Origin of the sequence: Flavobacterium sp. (assembly GCF_044369455.1) — a bacterium.
Taxonomy (GTDB): Bacteria; Bacteroidota; Bacteroidia; order Flavobacteriales; family Flavobacteriaceae; genus Flavobacterium.
In genome coordinates this window covers 175,153-192,240 of the sequence record NZ_JBIPLW010000001.1, presented here as the reverse complement: position 1 = coordinate 192,240, position 17,088 = coordinate 175,153, and the positions used below count along the sequence as shown (strand labels likewise).

General features: G+C 33.3%; 17 protein-coding genes and 1 tRNA gene. 12 read left to right on the top strand and 6 right to left on the bottom strand.

The genetic code is table 11. The features are described 5' to 3' along the window. Positions 1-269: 269 nt before the first annotated feature. Together gpmI and ACIQ2L_RS00855 are read right to left on the bottom strand one after the other, a co-directional pair. Complete coding sequence (gpmI, locus tag ACIQ2L_RS00860; protein WP_396155504.1) at positions 270-1,796, bottom strand: 2,3-bisphosphoglycerate-independent phosphoglycerate mutase; 1,527 nt, start codon at positions 1,794-1,796, stop codon at positions 270-272. A gap of 40 nt (positions 1,797-1,836) precedes the next feature. Continuing rightward, on the bottom strand, positions 1,837-4,314 hold the full coding sequence (locus ACIQ2L_RS00855; protein ID WP_396155503.1) for a DUF5916 domain-containing protein: 2,478 nt from the start codon (positions 4,312-4,314) through the stop codon (positions 1,837-1,839). 191 nt (positions 4,315-4,505) lie between these two features. On the opposite strand from ACIQ2L_RS00855, the gene ACIQ2L_RS00850 reads away from it, so the two are divergent. Together ACIQ2L_RS00850 and ACIQ2L_RS00845 are read left to right on the top strand one after the other, a co-directional pair. Beyond that, positions 4,506-5,213, top strand: coding sequence for a murein L,D-transpeptidase catalytic domain family protein (locus ACIQ2L_RS00850; protein WP_396155501.1), 708 nt, complete (start codon positions 4,506-4,508; stop codon positions 5,211-5,213). 118 nt (positions 5,214-5,331) lie between these two features. Beyond that, a tRNA-Gly gene (locus ACIQ2L_RS00845) sits at positions 5,332-5,404 on the top strand. A 30-nt stretch (positions 5,405-5,434) separates the two neighbouring features. On the opposite strand, the gene pepE is transcribed toward ACIQ2L_RS00845, so the two are convergent. Then, on the bottom strand, positions 5,435-6,145 hold the full coding sequence (pepE, locus tag ACIQ2L_RS00840) for a dipeptidase PepE (RefSeq protein ID WP_396155499.1): 711 nt from the start codon (positions 6,143-6,145) through the stop codon (positions 5,435-5,437). Positions 6,146-6,241: 96 nt separating this feature from the next. On the opposite strand from pepE, the gene ACIQ2L_RS00835 reads away from it, so the two are divergent. Genes ACIQ2L_RS00835 through ACIQ2L_RS00815 form a run of 5 tightly spaced genes read left to right on the top strand, consistent with a single transcriptional unit; the run spans position 6,242 to position 10,758 of the window. Next, the gene (locus tag ACIQ2L_RS00835) at positions 6,242-7,000 is read left to right on the top strand and encodes a hypothetical protein (RefSeq protein WP_396155497.1); all 759 of its coding nucleotides are present in this window, start codon (positions 6,242-6,244) and stop codon (positions 6,998-7,000) included. A 49-nt stretch (positions 7,001-7,049) separates the two neighbouring features. After that, positions 7,050-7,523 (top strand): DUF6702 family protein, encoded by a 474-nt coding sequence (locus tag ACIQ2L_RS00830; protein WP_396155495.1) that lies wholly within the window; start codon positions 7,050-7,052, stop codon positions 7,521-7,523. Positions 7,524-7,582: 59 nt separating this feature from the next. Further along, positions 7,583-9,832 (top strand): M1 family metallopeptidase, encoded by a 2,250-nt coding sequence (locus tag ACIQ2L_RS00825; RefSeq protein ID WP_396155493.1) that lies wholly within the window; start codon positions 7,583-7,585, stop codon positions 9,830-9,832. Between the two features lie 45 nt (positions 9,833-9,877). Further along, a complete protein-coding gene (locus ACIQ2L_RS00820; protein WP_396155491.1) occupies positions 9,878-10,201 on the top strand; it encodes a twin-arginine translocase TatA/TatE family subunit in 324 nt (107 codons plus the stop codon). Beyond that, positions 10,201-10,758, top strand: coding sequence for a phosphatase PAP2 family protein (locus ACIQ2L_RS00815; protein WP_396155489.1), 558 nt, complete (start codon positions 10,201-10,203; stop codon positions 10,756-10,758). Before ACIQ2L_RS00820 ends, ACIQ2L_RS00815 begins: the two co-directional genes overlap by 1 nt. Positions 10,759-10,989: 231 nt before the next feature. Here ACIQ2L_RS00815 and ACIQ2L_RS00810 read toward each other — a convergent pair whose 3' ends face one another. The 3 genes from ACIQ2L_RS00810 to ACIQ2L_RS00800 form a co-directional block, all read right to left on the bottom strand. After that, positions 10,990-11,631: an O-methyltransferase gene (locus ACIQ2L_RS00810; RefSeq protein ID WP_396155487.1), complete on the bottom strand. Its 642-nt coding sequence runs from the start codon at positions 11,629-11,631 to the stop codon at positions 10,990-10,992. Positions 11,632-11,635: 4 nt separating this feature from the next. Then, a complete protein-coding gene (locus ACIQ2L_RS00805; protein ID WP_396155485.1) occupies positions 11,636-11,827 on the bottom strand; it encodes a hypothetical protein in 192 nt (63 codons plus the stop codon). Positions 11,828-11,940: 113 nt separating this feature from the next. Beyond that, a complete protein-coding gene (locus tag ACIQ2L_RS00800) occupies positions 11,941-12,171 on the bottom strand; it encodes a hypothetical protein (RefSeq protein WP_396155483.1) in 231 nt (76 codons plus the stop codon). A 62-nt stretch (positions 12,172-12,233) separates the two neighbouring features. Here ACIQ2L_RS00800 and rlmN point away from each other — a divergent pair, with 62 nt between their 5' ends. The 5 genes from rlmN (at position 12,234) to ACIQ2L_RS00775 (ending at position 16,947) form a co-directional block, all read left to right on the top strand. Continuing rightward, on the top strand, positions 12,234-13,295 hold the full coding sequence (gene rlmN / locus ACIQ2L_RS00795; RefSeq protein WP_396155481.1) for a 23S rRNA (adenine(2503)-C(2))-methyltransferase RlmN: 1,062 nt from the start codon (positions 12,234-12,236) through the stop codon (positions 13,293-13,295). 63 nt (positions 13,296-13,358) lie between these two features. Then, positions 13,359-14,339, top strand: coding sequence for a polyprenyl synthetase family protein (locus ACIQ2L_RS00790; protein ID WP_396155479.1), 981 nt, complete (start codon positions 13,359-13,361; stop codon positions 14,337-14,339). Positions 14,340-14,558: 219 nt separating this feature from the next. After that, complete coding sequence (locus ACIQ2L_RS00785) at positions 14,559-15,119, top strand: RNA polymerase sigma factor (protein WP_396155477.1); 561 nt, start codon at positions 14,559-14,561, stop codon at positions 15,117-15,119. Then, a complete protein-coding gene (locus tag ACIQ2L_RS00780; protein WP_396155475.1) occupies positions 15,106-15,879 on the top strand; it encodes a hypothetical protein in 774 nt (257 codons plus the stop codon). Before ACIQ2L_RS00785 ends, ACIQ2L_RS00780 begins: the two co-directional genes overlap by 14 nt. Positions 15,880-15,912: 33 nt before the next feature. Next, a complete protein-coding gene (locus ACIQ2L_RS00775) occupies positions 15,913-16,947 on the top strand; it encodes a hypothetical protein (protein ID WP_396155473.1) in 1,035 nt (344 codons plus the stop codon). Positions 16,948-17,088: the final 141 nt, after the last annotated feature.

The window sequence follows — 17,088 nt, the reverse complement described above, 5'->3', positions numbered from 1 at the left end:
GACTTAGTAGCCAAAAAAAATCCGTTTAATCCGCGAAATACGTGGCAAAAAACCATTGCGTACTTTGCGTAAAACTTTGCGCTACCCTAACTGCCGTCAGGCAGGCAAATCACATAACATAACAACTAATGAGATTCCTACGGAATGACAACTAGGCGCGTAACTTTCTGCCGACAGGCATGCTGGCGAAGCAATGACAAGTTAGTGCTTAACGTAATGACATTCTCCGAGCGTCAACTTCTCGGCAAATAGGCAGTCGAGTGCTTTTTTTATAATCGTACTAATAAAGAATGTCCCGTCATTACAGCGGGTTTTTGAACGCCCATCAGTTCAAGGATAGTAGGAGCAAGGTCGCCCAAAACACCATCGCGCACCGGCAGGTGGTCTTTGTCAACCAAAATAATCGGTACAGGGTTGGTGGTATGCGCCGTGTTTGGAGAACCATCGGGGTTGATCATCGTTTCACAATTGCCATGGTCGGCAATGATGATGGTGGTGTAATTGTTTTCTAATGCTGCTTCAACTACTGCTTTCACACATTTGTCAACCGCTTCGCAAGCTTTAATTGCAGCAGCCATAACGCCGGTATGTCCAACCATATCGCCATTTGCAAAGTTGAGGCAAACAAAATCCACTTTCCCTTCTTTAAGTTCGGGAATCAGCGCGTCTTTGAGTTCATAGGCGCTCATTTCGGGTTGTAAATCATAGGTAGCCACTTTGGGAGAGTTTCTTAAAATTCGGGTTTCACCCTGAAAAGGTTGTTCTCTTCCGCCCGAGAAGAAGAACGTAACGTGTGGGTATTTTTCAGTTTCAGCAATACGAATCTGTGTTTTGTTGTTTTTTTCCAAAACTTCACCAAGAGTTTCGGCGATGTTGTCTTTGTCATAAATAACGTGAACGTTTTGATAGGTATCATCATAATTGGTCATGGTAACATAATACAAATTCAGTTTGTGCATGTTGAATTCGTGGAAATCTTTTTGAGAAAGGGCTTCGGTCAATTCTCTTCCTCTATCGGTTCTAAAGTTGAAGAAAATCACCACATCGTCATTTTGAATGGTGGCAATGGGTTTATCAAATGTGTCAACAGCGGTTAAGGGTTGGATGAATTCATCGGTAACTTTTTCGGCATAACTATCGGCGATGCTTTGCACCAAATTAGTGGTGGGTGTGCCAGTACCATTTACCAGTAAATCATAAGCCAACTTAACTCTTTCCCAGCGTTTGTCTCGGTCCATAGCATAATACCGACCAATAACAGAGGCAATTTTAACCGAAGTATTTTGAATATAGTTTTCTAAATCTTGAATATATGTTTTTCCTGATTTTGGGTCTACATCGCGACCATCTGTAAATGCATGAACGAAAACTTTGTTTAAACCAAAGTCCTGCGAAGCATCTATCAAACTGCGCAAATGCGAAGTATGCGAATGCACACCACCATCAGAAACCAATCCTAAAAAGTGAACTGCTTTGTTGTTATTTTTGGCATAATTAAAGGCATCAATTAGCGGTTGTTCTTGGCTCATGGTTTTGTTTTTTACAGCCAAATTGATTTTGGCCAAATCCTGATACACAATTCTTCCGGCACCAAGATTCATGTGACCTACTTCAGAGTTTCCCATCTGACCTTCGGGTAAACCTACATTTAAACCATCGGTTCTTAGTTGTGCGTTGGGATATTGAGTGTAGAGCCCTTTTATAAAAGGAACATTAGCATTATCAATGGCAGAAACTTTTGGGTCAGGAGATTTTCCCCAACCGTCTAAAATCATTAGAATTACTTTCTTGTTCATCAGGAAATATTTTGAACAAAGGTACGGCTTATAATTAGTTTTAGAAATGGATTTTCTCCTTAGGTTTGGTGAAAGTTTTGGAAAGGCTTGAATTTTTTAACGAGTTGTAGTCAATAAAATAGCGAATGCTTATTGAAAAGATATGATCTAATACACTATCATTTAAATTTGATTTTAAATTATCTAAATAGTTTTTTTCTAAAGTAGTGCCAAATTCAGAAATGAAGGAATTGTTTCGGTATAAAATAGAAATTTGACTACCAGGGGCAAACCACCAAGAGTAGGATAAATCTAGATTCCAAGTGGAAAAACTGATATCATTATTAGTTGTATAAATTGGGTTTATTTGCAAACTTCCATCATCCAATAATGTATAATACCTGTTGTATTCAGCATAGGAAAGATAGTGTCTTACAGATAAATTGATATTCATAACTTCATTGATAGTATATTTACTCGTTAATGAATTTGAAAAAGTAGTTCGGTCTCTTCTTCCCATATATATTTCATTGAGAGAGGTGTCATCATCTACATATCCTATGTTGTTTTTTTGAACGTTATAAGAAAAACTATAAATCAATGAAATGTGATCATTAAATCGATACCGTGGACTCACGAAAAAGTTGTAACCAATGCGTCCTTTTTCATCAACAAATCCAATAGATGGATTAAAGTCTAAAGCAAATTTTCGGTTATAATTAGACGAAAAATAAAAAAAGCTATTAAAACTTTTTGGAATAGCTAAAAACCTCTCATTATTATCACTTCTTGGCTCATAAAAATCATATATTGTTACAGGTCTTATATTTATGCCAAAATTAAAGAAGTCATTTTTTTTAGAGGTAAAATTAGATTGTAAACTAAGGTTAGCTCCTTGAATTCTGGTAGTTCTATTATCAAATTCGGAATACGCATTAAAATACACCCCAAAAGAATTAAAGATTTTGGTTGGATTTAAAATACGATAACTGGCATTACCATAATAGGATTGATAATGACTTTGAAAATTAATTCCTAAATCGTTGTTATCCCAATCTTCTGAGACGTATTGAGCACCACCACCATATCTGTATTTGCCTTTTGTTTTTGCTAAATAAATAGAGGTATTATAGCCTTTTTTATTTTCTAATGATTGATAATCATTAACATAACTATATTTATAGTCGCCGCTTACCTTAAATGAGTTTGATTTAGTGTTTAAATCGTAAGCCAAAGCGGTAACATTAGCATCTCTAAAATCGCCATTTCGCGTCACATTAGTATTAATTAACGAAATAGAGGAGTTTTTTCTAAAACGCTGATCCAAAACAAATACATTATAATTGGCAATAGGTTCTGTTGTCACAAAACGTGTTTCTCCTGTTTCTATATTTCTTATTTCATCAACAGTTTTATTTGTTATAGCATTAAGAATTCCAATTCCCAAACCATTTTTGGTTCTTCCGGATATTTTCAAAGCATTTAATAGATTGACAACTGAGGGATTTTCAACATACACTTCATTGGCATTGAGCTCGGAGTTTAAGGAAGGATTACCACCAATTCTTCGTGAATATACCAAATCACCAATATTAAAAAGTTCAGTGCCTTCCGTAAAAAAAGGGCGGTTTTCACTAAACTGTTGTTCAAATGGTCCGAGATTTAATTCCACTCTATCAAAAGCAGTTTGACCAAAATCGGGAACAAGAATAGCATCTAAGGTAAAAGCATCGTTGATTCCGTATTTGATATCCAACCCACCTTTAAATTCTCCAGTCGTTTTTTGACTATCATTAGCATTTATGTATTGAGAAGAATAGGGAATAAAAAACAATCGGGTTGGAGTTTTAATGTTTTCTATACCTTCAAGTATTCCGGCTTGATTGGCTTCGTTATTGATGTTATTGTTGATTAAATTCCATGTAAACTGTTGCCTGTCTCGTATGATTTCTCTATAAAAATTTATTCCCCAGGTTTGCTTTGCATCCGAAGGAAAGCGTAAAGCTGCATAAGGTATTTTCATTTCTATAACCCAACCTTTTTCGGTAATGGTTGTTTTACTATCCCAAATGGCATTCCAAGAAAAATCTTCGCCATTATTTTCGGTATATACGCAATCCATTTGAACACCAGCAGCACTAACAAAAAAGCGAAACTCTTGTTGTCCGTCATTGTATCCGTTTATTAGAACGCCAAAATGATCAGCAGTAACAAAATTGTCTCTTAAAGCTAACTCTTTTCCAATTTTTGAAGGCTCATTATCACTTAAAGTGGCAGCAATGTATAGTGCTTCATTTGTGTATATTATTTTTACTTCAGACTTTCTTTCTGATTTTTCGGGTTTCCCGTTGTCTGGATTTGTCATCAAAAAATCTGTAGCAATTTCAGCATCTTTCCATGATGCTTCGTCAAACTTTCCGTCAATTACTATTTTTTCTGAAGTGAATTTTGTGTGAAGTGTCTTTTTCGGATTTTGACTAAACAAAGTGCCTGTAATGAGGAATACAATACAAATAGAATATATAGAATATTTGGGCATTGGGGATTTGGTTAGTCGAGCAAAATTAAATATTAATTTGGTTTATGCAACTCAGTTTAAGATAAAATCATTCACACACAATAACTTAAAAAAGATTAATATTATCTTAATAAAGGCAAAAATATTTTTATTATATAAAATTTATTTTATGTTTGCACGACCAAATCTAACGATTAAAACCTATTTACTCTATGAATTATAAGTTTTTACCTATGTTTTTTGTTCTTTTGCTGATGTCGTTTACGAATCTTCCAAGCAACGAAAACTCCAAAAAAAATAGTATTGTTGTAGAAGCTAAATCAGTTTCAAAAAATGTATCTATTTACAATCAGTTAGATGCCAATTCTTTTGCATTGCCAAGTTTTGAAAGCTTTACCCTTGCTTTGGATGGATTTTATATTCTTAAAGAAAAAGGGCTAATTAAAAAAAATATTTTAACACTTGTCGATTTTAGTTTGTCTTCAAATACTAAAAGAATGTGGGTGATTGATTTAGAAAAAAACACCGTTTTGTTTCAAACATTAGTGGCTCATGGAAGAAATACAGGCGAAGAATTTGCTAAAGAATTTTCAAACAGAGCAGAGTCTTACCAAAGCAGCATAGGGTTTTATGCCACAGCTGAAATTTATAATGGTAAACACGGAATGTCCTTAAAACTTGATGGTTTGGAAAGAGGATTGAATGACAAAGCAAGAGAAAGAGCTGTAGTAATTCACGGTGCTGACTATGTTTCTGAGTCATTTATTAAACAAAACAAAAGATTAGGAAGAAGTCAAGGTTGTCCTGCTGTTCCAGTAGAACTGAATGCAAAAATAATAGAGGTAATTAAAGATAAATCTTGTTTATTCATATATCATCCTTCTGCCAAACAAGAAATTTTAGCAAAATTAATTTCTTAGGTTCTGCTTAACTAAATGGTTTTGTTTGTTTTATAATTCCGAAAGTTTTCAAATAATATTTTCCCAAAAAAAATTTGCATCAAAGCAAAGTTATTCTTTATATTTGCACTCACAAAATGCGGAAGTAGCTCAGTTGGTAGAGCTCCAGCCTTCCAAGCTGGTTGTCGCGAGTTCGAGCCTCGTCTTCCGCTCTAAACCTCAAATGAAAGTTTGGGGTTTTTTTATTTTCCTAAAAAAGCTAAATCCGTTTCAGGTTCTACTTCTATTGAAGTATTATTTTGTTTGAAAACTCTAGCGGTTAAATTTCCTTTTAGGATTATTTTTTCGCCAGTAACTTGCAGCCAACTACCTTCGCGCAACCCTACAACTGGAATAGTGTTAAAAGCATGAAATTCTTTTATTCTCGTTTCGCGTGTTTCTCCCATGTGTTTGCTTTGCAAGTCAGCATCGAGATAATGTGGGTTTAAATTAAAAGGTAGTAAGCCCAACGTTTTAAAACTCGGAGGATAAATAATGGGCATATCATTGGTAGTTTGCATGGTCAAACCAGCAATATTACTTCCAGCACTAGAACCCAAATAAGGTGTGCCATTCTCAACCACCTGTTTTAAGCGTTCCATTACTTGATTTTGATACAACTGAGTTACCAATAAAAAAGTATTACCTCCACCGGTAAAAATGCCATGTGCATTTTCAATAGCATGAATTGGGTTTTCAAATTCGTGCAACCCTTTTACGGTTTTATTAATTTTGGCGAAAGCCAAACGAACGATTGCCGTATAATCATCATGCGATATTCCACCCGGACGAGCATAAGGAATAAATAGTATTTCACTACAATCTTTAAAATGGATTTCCAAAGTGGGTACTAAATATTCTAAATAGTTTCCACCATGAAGGGTTGAGGTGCTGGCAATTAACATTTTTTTCATTTTGCAGGATTTGCTTTTTAATATCAATAAGTTTAACAAAAGATTATATGCTTTTAGGAATCTAATCCGCTATTTTTACAACGTAAATTTAGAATAATGAAGTTACTTATAGTTATGTTCTTGTTTTTATTTTTTGTACCAACTTTTGTTCAAAGTCAATCATTATCCTTATTAAAAGGTAAAATAACTTCTCAAATTAAGGAACTTAACGATATTTATGTAAGCAATCTTCGTTCAGAAACAAATACAGTTACTGATAAAAATGGAAACTTTTCAATGTTTGTAAAAGTGGGTGATACGATACAGTTTTCGGGTTTGCAAGTGGATACCAAAAAAGTAATGATGGATGAAAACGATATTACAAAAAAGCTCTATGTAATAAATCTAAAAGCAAAAGTAATTCCACTTAAAGAAGTAGAAATAAAACTTTATCCAAATATCAATGCGGTTTCATTAGGAATTTTAGACAAACCCGCCAAAAAGTATACTCCAGCTGAACGAAAATTGAAGACTGCATCCAATTATTACCCAACGGCAGATGCCGGTTTAATGATGGGAGGTTCAATAGGTTTAGACCCAATTATTAATGCGATTACTGGTAGAACTGCGATGCTGAAAAAAGAACTCCAAATCGAGAAAAAAGAATATTTACTTCAAAAAATAGAACACCTATTTAAAGAAGAATATTTTACAGATAATTTAAAAATCCCTAAAGACTATGTTAGAGGTTTTTGTTATTATGCTGTTGAAGACCCAAAATTAATTGAGGCTTTAAACTCAAAAAACAAAATGATGGCGCGCTTTATTTTTTCCGATGTTGCAACGAAATATTTAGAATTGTTAACTACAAAATAATTAGTTTTATTACTTTTAAAGAATGACAAGAAGTTTTAAATTCTCTTTTTTGCTGTTAATTTTTATAATGCTGACTGCTGCAAGCTTTCATCGTTTTTACACCGCTATTTTTCAAATAAATTATGTGGCTGAGAAGAAAATGGTTCAAATTACTACTCGAATTTTTCTTGATGATTTTAATGATGCTTTAAAAAATAAATATCATAAAACCACTTTTTTAGGAACAGATAAAGAAACGCATGACGATATTAATTTGATGAAAAAGTATGTGTCGGAAAAGTTTAAATTAACCGTAAATGGTAAATTTGAAACCATGAATTATTTGAGCAACGAGAAAGAGGATAATGTTCTTATTTGTTATTTTAAGATTAATGATATTTCAAAATTAAAATCACTTAAAATTGAAAACTCGATTCTTACAGAAGTTCACCCGGAACAGCAAAATATTATACAGTTTAACAATAATGGTTCTAAAAGCAGTCTTCTTTTGTCGGGCGAAACAACAAAAGGAATGTTAAAATAATTTTCTTACTATTATATCCATTAAATTAATTTTACTTTTACTCCATATATCTCTAGTTTATGAAATTAACACCTACTTTATTTTCTTCTTTATTTTTAATCACAGCTAGTTTTACTCAAGCTCAAGAAACAACCAAAACGACAAAAACAGAGGAACGGAATCCAGATAAATTCAAACAAATGTACGATTTGTTTGCAACACCCAATATGTATCGTACTGCTTCTGGTGCACCCGGACCAGAATATTATCAGCAACAAGCCGATTATAAAATTGATGTCGAATTAGACGACAAAAACCAAAAATTGTACGGTACTGAGACTATCACCTATACGAACAATGCCAAAGAATCATTAGACTATTTATGGGTACAATTAGATCAAAATGAAAAAGCAAGAAATTCTAATTCTCCTCTAGTAGAAAGTAATAAATTAGATACAGCTTTTTCAGGGCAATCATTTTCAAGAAAATATTTAGAGGAAGATTTTGATGGTGGTTTTAAGATTGAATACGTAAAAGATTCACAAGGAAAGGCAATGCAATACACCGTGAATCAAACAATGATGCGAATAGAATTGCCAAACGTTTTAAAATTTGGCGAAAAAATTTCTTTCTCGATAAAATGGTGGTATAACATCAACAATTATACGATTGATGGTGGACGTTCGGGTTATGAACATTTTGAGAAAGACGGAAACAACCTCTATGTTATTGCACAGTTTTATCCGAGAATGGCGGTCTATAATGATGTAGAAGGTTGGCAAAACATGCAGTTTTGGGGTTCGGGCGAGTTTGCTTTGCCTTTTGGAAATTTTGAAGTAAATATTACCGTTCCAGCCGATCATATTCTAGAAGCTACAGGAACATTACTGAATAGAAGTGAAGTTTTTACTGTTGAACAGGTAAAAAGATACCAGTTAGCCGAGCAATCTTTTGATAAACCTGTAATCGTGGTAACTCAGGCAGAGGCCGAAGCTAGAGAGAAAGGATTTTCAACCGCTAAAAAAACATGGAAATTTAAGGCGGAAAATGTGCGCGATTTTGGAATTTCTACCTCAAGAAAATTTATTTATGATGCGATGGCTGTTAAAACAGGAACTACTACAGCAATGGCAATTTCTTTGTATCCAAAAGAAGGAAATCCGCTTTGGGAAGAATATTCAACACGAATTGTAGCACACACTTTAAAGAGCTATTCCAGTTATACTTTTGATTATCCTTATCCAAAAGCCATTTCTATCAATGCTAGAGATCAAGGAATGGAATATCCAATGATTTGTTGGAATTTTGGACGTCCTGATGAAAACGGAAAGTACACCGATCAAACCAAATACGGAATGCTAGGAGTGATTTGTCACGAAATTGGACATAACTATTTTCCCATGATTGTAAATTCAGATGAACGCCAATGGACTTGGATGGATGAAGGATTGAATAGTTTTTTAGAATATTTAGCTGAAATATCTTTTGACCCTAATTTTCCAACTCGAACAGGACCAGCAAAAAATATTGTTCCTTATATGAGTGGTGATCAAAAAGGATTAGAGCCAATTATGACCAACTCGGAAAGTATTCGTCAGTTTGGAAACAATGCTTATGGGAAACCTGCAACAGCATTGAATATTCTACGTGAAACCATAATGGGACATGAGTTATTTGATTATGCGTTTAAAACCTATGCCAATCGTTGGAAATTTAAACATCCTACACCTGAAGATTTTTTTAGAACAATGGAAGATGCTTCTGCAGTTGATTTGGATTGGTTTTGGAGGGGTTGGTTTTATACTACCGATTATAATGATATTGGAATTAAAGAAGTGAAAAAATATTTTGTAAGTAACGAACCATCAAAAGAAGTAGCTGATTTTATGACGAAAAGACGCCGACGTGATTCTAAACAAGGCGCAATGGTATATATGGTATCGGAAGGAAGTGAAGATTATAAACCAGAAATGAACAAACCCTTTAAGATTGTTGATTATAAAGTTTTAGATGAATTTGTAAATCAAAATTTTTCAGCAGAAGAAAAGGCAAAATTAAAAGAGCCAAAGTTTTTTTATCAAGTGACTTTTAATAAACCCGGAGGATTAGTAATGCCCATAATTGTAGAACTTACTTTTGAAGATGGAACAACAGAAAATCATTATTTTCCAGCTCAAATTTGGAGAATGAATGATCAAGAAGTGAACAGAACTTTTGCAACTCAAAAGGCCATTACTAAAATTCAAATCGATCCAAAATTAGAAACAGCTGACATCGATACTTCAAATAATTCATGGCCAAAAACTATTGAAAAATCAAAATTTGACTAACAGAAGTTTGTAACTTTGCAACTCATTTAGATAAACAATACAATTATGTTTGGAATTGGCGGTGGTGAACTACTATTCATTATTTTCATAGCATTAATGCTTTTCGGATCTGATAAAATTCCAGATGTAGCTAGAACTATGGGTAAAGCAATGGCACAATTTAAAAATGCCACTAACGAAATTAAGAGTGAAATTCAAAAAGGAGCAGATGCCAATGTAATAGATACTTCATTAAAAGATTTGACTTCTTCTTTTTCTTCAGAAGTAGAAAAAGTGAAAGAAGGTTTAGACTCTAATTTGACCAATCCAGTTCAAAAAGCTACTCAAGATATCGAAGATTTGACAGGTCCAATAAAAAGACAGTTGTAATGCTCGAAAAAATCATCCATTTAGATAAAGAGTTTCTTGTTTTCTTAAACGGATTGGGGTCAGAACGCTTTGATGGATTATGGTTAATCATAACAAAACAAGTATATTGGACACCAATTTTTTTACTATTTTTTTATCTTCTACAGAAAAAAGTAGGGTGGAAAAACTTTGGATATTATGTCCTTTTTACTGCAGTTTTAATACTTCTTTGCGACCAAACGGCCAATCTTTTTAAAAATGGTTTTCAACGGTTACGACCTTGCAATGATGAAGAAATTAAGGGAATTATCAGAATTGTAAAGTCTAGTAGTTCGTTCAGTTTCTTTTCGGGTCATGCGACAAACTCAATGGCAACAACCGTTTTTACTTTTATGATTTTGAAGAAATACTATAAACACGTTTACCTCTTGTTTTTATTTCCTTTAATCTTTGCCTATAGCCGAATTTATTTAGGATTGCATTTTCCAACCGATATTTTGACGGGTTATGCATTTGGAGCTACTTTTGGGTTTATTTGCTATAAAATTTATCAAAAATATATTTTTAAGAACGCTTAGCGGTTTAATTTATTTGTGGTTTGTCGAGTAATGTGATTATAATAAAAGACAAAAATAAAATTAGTGTCAGAGTAATGAATACAAACTTGGCTTTTAATTCCCTTTTGAAAATATTTTTCAAAATGCTTTTAAGAATAAGAGACCATGTTCCACAGAGTAGAACGGCTACGAAGGCGTAAAATACAATAATTCCGATTGATAAGTTTTCGAAGTAAAATTTCATATTGTAAATTAAATAACCCTCGAAACCGTCAAACCGTCACGAATAGGTAATAAAACAGTTTCAACTCTTACATCATCTTTCAGTATTTGATTGTATTCCAATAAAATTTGGGTGGTAATATCTCCCTGTTTTACTTCTTCCAAAACTTTTCCACTCCACAAAACATTATCGGAAAGAATGATGCCTCCTTTGTTCATCATCGGAACTATCAAGTGAAAATAGTTGATGTAATTTTCTTTATCGGCATCAATAAAAACCAAATCGTATTTTTTGTTCAGTGTTGGAATAATAGCTAAAGCATCCCCTAAATGTTGAGTTATTTGGTTTGCCCAATTGGTTTTATCAAAATAATTGCGCTGAAAATCTACTAATTCTTCTTCGTTATCAATCGTGTCAATAGTACCGTTTTTGGCTAATCCTTCTGCAAGACATAGTGTGGCATATCCCGTGTAGGTTCCAATTTCTAATATGTTGTTCGGATGAATAATTTTTGAAAGCATACTCAAAACTCTGCCTTGAAAATGACCACTCAACATGCGTGGTTGCAAAATTTTTTGATGGGTTTCTTTATTCAATTGCGCCAATAATTCGGGTTCATTTTCGGAATGATTGGTTACATAAGTGTCTAATTCGTCGGAAATGAAGTTCATTTTTTTATTTTGAATTTAAAAGTATTTTTTTTAATTTTTTAGGATTTTGAAGGTTATTCCAAAATAAATAAACTACAATTTCTGTTGGCTTAACTTTGTAAAAGAAACTCACATTTTCGTGAATAAAACCTTTTCTAAAATCAGGATTAGATTCCCATTTCTCAAAACAATTTGGATTGTTTTCAATGATATTCATTGTTCTTTCAACTTCTAATATGAAATCCTAAGCGATTTTTATATTCCAAAGTTCTAAAATGAATTCAATGTTTTTGTTATATGATTTTTTTGCAAGTAGAGTCCAAATTAGCGTCATTTTCCGAAATAAATGGCTTTACTTTCTTTTACAATCTTTGTATAAGGTTCGGTTAATCCTTCTTTATAGTCATTTTCACTAATCTCAAGAAGCTCATCAATAATACCGTCTGTTGTTCCTTCATCTTTATAATAGTTATCAAAAACAGAAGAAACAATCTTTAGTATTTTTTCATCTGCACTTTCAACTTGTTGTTGGATTTTATTTTTTAATTCAGGAAGTCCCATTTTGCAAAGTTTTGAAAAACAAAGTTATAAAAATTATTCATAATACTCATTACCTTTGCGTCATGGAAATCAAGAAAAAAGACATCCGAAGTTTAACCAAAGAGCAATTACGCGATTTTTTTGTGGCCAATGGTGACAAAGCTTTTCGTGGCAATCAAATATATGAATGGTTGTGGAGCAAAGCTTCTCATAACTTTGAAGATATGACCAATGTTTCTAAAGAAACCCGAACAATGCTCGAAAACAATTTTGTAATTAATCACATTAAAGTGGATACGATGCAACGTAGTGAAGACGGAACCGTAAAAAATGCGGTTCGTTTGCACGATGGTTTGATTGTGGAAAGTGTCTTGATTCCAACAGAAACCCGAACAACAGCTTGTGTTTCTAGTCAAGTAGGATGTAGTTTAGATTGTAATTTTTGTGCAACCGCACGTTTAAAAAGAATGCGAAATCTTGAACCGGGAGAAATCTATGACCAAGTTGTTGCCATTGATAGAGAAAGTCGTTTGTATTACAACCGACCACTTTCGAATATTGTTTTTATGGGAATGGGAGAACCGTTGATGAATTACAATAATGTGATGAAAGCGATTACTATGATTACATCTGAAGAAGGGTTAGGAATGTCTCCAAAACGCATTACTGTTTCTACATCGGGTGTTTCTAAAATGATTAAAAAGATGGCTGATGATGAAGTAAAATTCAAACTGGCTGTTTCGTTGCATTCTGCTATTGAAGAAACCAGAAATCACATCATGCCTTTTACCAAAAACTTTCAATTGCCCGAATTGAAAGAAGCGTTACAGTATTGGTATCAAAAGACTAAAAGCAAAGTTACCTATGAATATGTAGTTTGGAAAGGAATTAACGACGATAAAGCTTCGATTGATGCCTTGGTCAAGTTCTGTAAATACGTTCCGTGTAAGGTCAATTTGATAGAGTATAATCCAATTGATGATGGTGGACCTGACTGCCGTCAGGCAAGTTTTCAACAGGCTTCAGACGATACAATCAATAACTACATAAAAGAATTAACAAAAAATGATATTGTTGCCAAAGTTCGCCGAAGCCGAGGAAAAGATATTGATGCAGCTTGCGGTCAGTTAGCTAATAAATCATAATTTTATAATTTCCTTTAGTTTTATCACTTGTAAGCGATTTCAAATTAATTATCTTTGAAATCGATGAACATCACTTCACAAATAAAAAAACCAATCCAGACAGAGATGGAGCTTTTTGAAAAAAAGTTCTATGAATCAATGACTTCAAAGGTAGCGCTTCTTAATCGAATTACCTATTATATTGTGAATAGAAAAGGAAAACAAATGCGACCAATGTTTGTTTTTTTAGTTGCCAAATTGCTTTCCGATACTAATGAAGTAAATGAACGAACCTATCGAGGTGCTAGCGTTATCGAATTAATTCATACGGCTACGTTGGTTCATGATGATGTGGTAGATGACAGTAACAGGCGTCGCGGCTTTTTCTCAATCAATGCGTTGTGGAAGAACAAAATTGCGGTCCTTGTCGGCGATTATTTATTGTCAAAAGGATTATTACTTTCAATAGACCACGGCGATTTTGATTTACTCCGAATCATCTCTGTAGCTGTACGAGAAATGAGCGAAGGGGAATTATTGCAGATTGAAAAAGCACGTCGATTGGATATTGTAGAAGATATCTACTATGAAATTATCCGAAAAAAAACAGCCACTTTAATAGCGTCTTGTTGCGCACTTGGAGCTAAATCGGTTTCAGAAGACGAAGCGTTGGTTGAAAAGATGCGTCTGTTTGGAGAACTCATTGGAATGGCATTTCAAATTAAAGATGATTTGTTCGATTATACAGATGATGCTATCGGAAAGCCAACAGGAATCGATATTAAGGAACAAAAAATGACTTTGCCTTTAATTTACGCTTTAAATAATTGTTCGAGTAAAGAAAAAAGTTGGTGCATTAACTCGATCAAGAATCATAATAAAGATAAAAAACGTGTCAAGGAAGTCATTCAATTTGTAAAAGACAAAAACGGCTTACAATACGCCGAACAAAAAATGGCCCAATTCCAGCAAGAAGCACTTCAAATTCTAGAAAAATTTCCCCAATCGGACTATAGAGATTCACTTTCACTTATGGTAAATTACGTTATCGAAAGAAAAAAATAATTTTTTTTAAAATTATTTCATTTGTAAAGCGTTGATTTATTGGTGTTTTTCATTTTCAAATTTTCAATCCGATATTTTTTCAAATTACCATGCAACCATTTTTCAACCAATCTCGTCTATGCAAATAGAAGTCTTAATCAATATCAAAAATCAATGACAGTTTCAATGTCAATTTTTTAAATTGAATTTTGACATTGCAATTGAATTTTGACATTTACTATGAAAATAATCAACTTACATCAAGAAGAAAAAGAATTAATTGAATTGGCTGTCGAAAATAATCGACATGCACAACATAAATTATATTCTAAATTTTCCCCAAAAATGTTGAGCGTTTGCCGACAGTACATAAAGGATTTGCATTTGGCTGAAGACGTGATGATTACCGCTTTTATGAAATCGTTTACCAATCTAAAAAACTTTGAACATAAAGGAAGTTTTGAGGGTTGGATACGAAGAATAATGATTAACGAATGCATATCCTATATCCGAGTTCAGAAAAAAGTAACGTTTATTGATGACGAGAATTATTTCGAAGAACGGCATAACGACATTGAAAGCCAATTCGCTGTTGAAGATATTCAATTTCTAATTGACAATTTACCCGACGGTTACCGAATGGTTTTTAATCTTTATTGTATCGAAGGATTCAAACATCAGGAAATTTCCTCAATGCTCGGTATCAATGAAGGAACTTCCAAATCGCAGTTGTCTCATGCCCGCAAAATGCTTCAAGACACTATTATTAAATTAAAAAATTACAGTAATGGAACAGAATAATGTTGAAAACCAAATAAGAGAAAAGTTGAATGCCAGAGAAATTCAACCTTCACCTCAAGCTTGGGACAGATTAGATGCTATGCTTACTATAGCCGAAGAAAAAAAAACAAAGCGTTCTTTTTTTCTTTCCTTTTCTTTTATTGGAATTGCTGCCAGTGTTTTGGTTTTCGTAACACTTGGTTTGCTTTTGTTCAATCAAAACACTACCAAAATCAAAACTCAAAACGCAGTTGTTGGAACAGAAATTAAAAAAGACAACGTAGAAATTCCAAATTCCAAATTCCAAATTCCAAGTACTAAAGATAAACAAGAAAATGAAGAAGTAGCAACTTCGGATGTTCAACCAACAACCGACAACCGACAACCGATAACGAATCATCAAGGGGTTTCAATCAATAATCAAGAAATAATAATTCAAAAAACGAACAGTAATCAAAATCAAATCATCAAAGAAAAAAAAATAGAATATGTAATAACTGAAGATGTTGCGTTAAAAGACTTACCAAAAATCGAAACAAGAAAAGAAATTGTTGTTCAAGGGTATAACAATGCTAAATCAGACGAAGCGCTTTTAGCCGGTTTAGATAAAGTTGCCAAACAATCCACCAACCAAAAATCAGGGGTAAAAGTCGATGCTAAAAATTTACTTTCTCAAGTAGATGGCGAAGTGGAACAAACGTTTAGAGAAAAAGTTATTACCAAAATAAACAAGAATTATAAAGAAGTTAAAGTGGCTCTGGCCAACAGAAATAACGAATAACGAATCATTAATCAAAAATAAATCACAAACATCATGAAAAATTTTATTATTTATTTAGCCATAACTGCATGCCTAATCGCAAGTAAATTATCTGCACAAGAAACTTTTGAAGACCGTGTCAAAGCTATTTCCGACAAGATTGAACTTATTACCAAAGAAGAAAAATCGGCTTTAAAAATCGAATTGGAAGCCGTGAACAAAGAATTGGAAGCAGGCACCATTACCAAGGCTCAAGCCGATGAGAAAAAAATGAAATTGGCTGAAACGCGTTCTAAAAATATCGAAACCCGAATAGCTCAAGCCCAAGACGAATTGAAAGAGTTGGTTAAGCAAAAAGTAGATGGGAAAATCAATGATAAATACGGGTATGTTTATGGAATCCGAATTAAAGTAGATAAGAAACAAGATTCCATTAGAAAAAGTAGAGGCGAAAGAAGAACTACATCTCAATTTGTTTTCGCAGCCGGAGTAAACAATTTAGTTACGGATAGAGCAGTGGCTCATTCCGATTTCAGATATTGGGGTTCGCACTTCTATGAATGGGGTTTTACTTCGAATACACGACTTTTTAAAAACGATAACTTATTGCATTTGAAATACGGAATGTCATTAATGTATAATAATTTACGTCCAACAGATAATCGCTTATTCGTAGTAAACGGAAATCAAACTAATTTGGAAACCAGTACGGTAAATTTGAAAGACTCGCGATTCAGAAATGTGTATTTAACCGTGCCGCTTCATTTAGAATTTGATTTTACAAAGGCTAAAGACAAAGACGGAAAGAAAATTTTCAGAACCCATGAAAGCGTTCGTTTCGGAATTGGCGGTTACGCTGGTTTTAGAGTAAAATCGAAACAAAAATTATGCTATGAAATTGATGGTAATGAATTCTCTTCTAAAGAAAAAGGAGATTTCAATGTGAATGATTTTATTTATGGAGTTAGCACTTATATTGGGTATAAAGAAACAAGTTTGTATTTGAAATACGATTTAAATCCGTTGTTTAAAAACAATGCTATCGACCAAAATAACATCTCTCTTGGTGTAAGATTCGATTTTAATTAAAATTAATTTCTTATATGTCACACTGAGCGTCTACCTGTCGGCAGACAGGCAGTTTAAGTGTTGTTGGGTAAGTATTTAACACTGTCAGAGTTTAAAACCCTGACAGGGTTTTTAAATAGAAAAACTTTGTAACTTTAAACC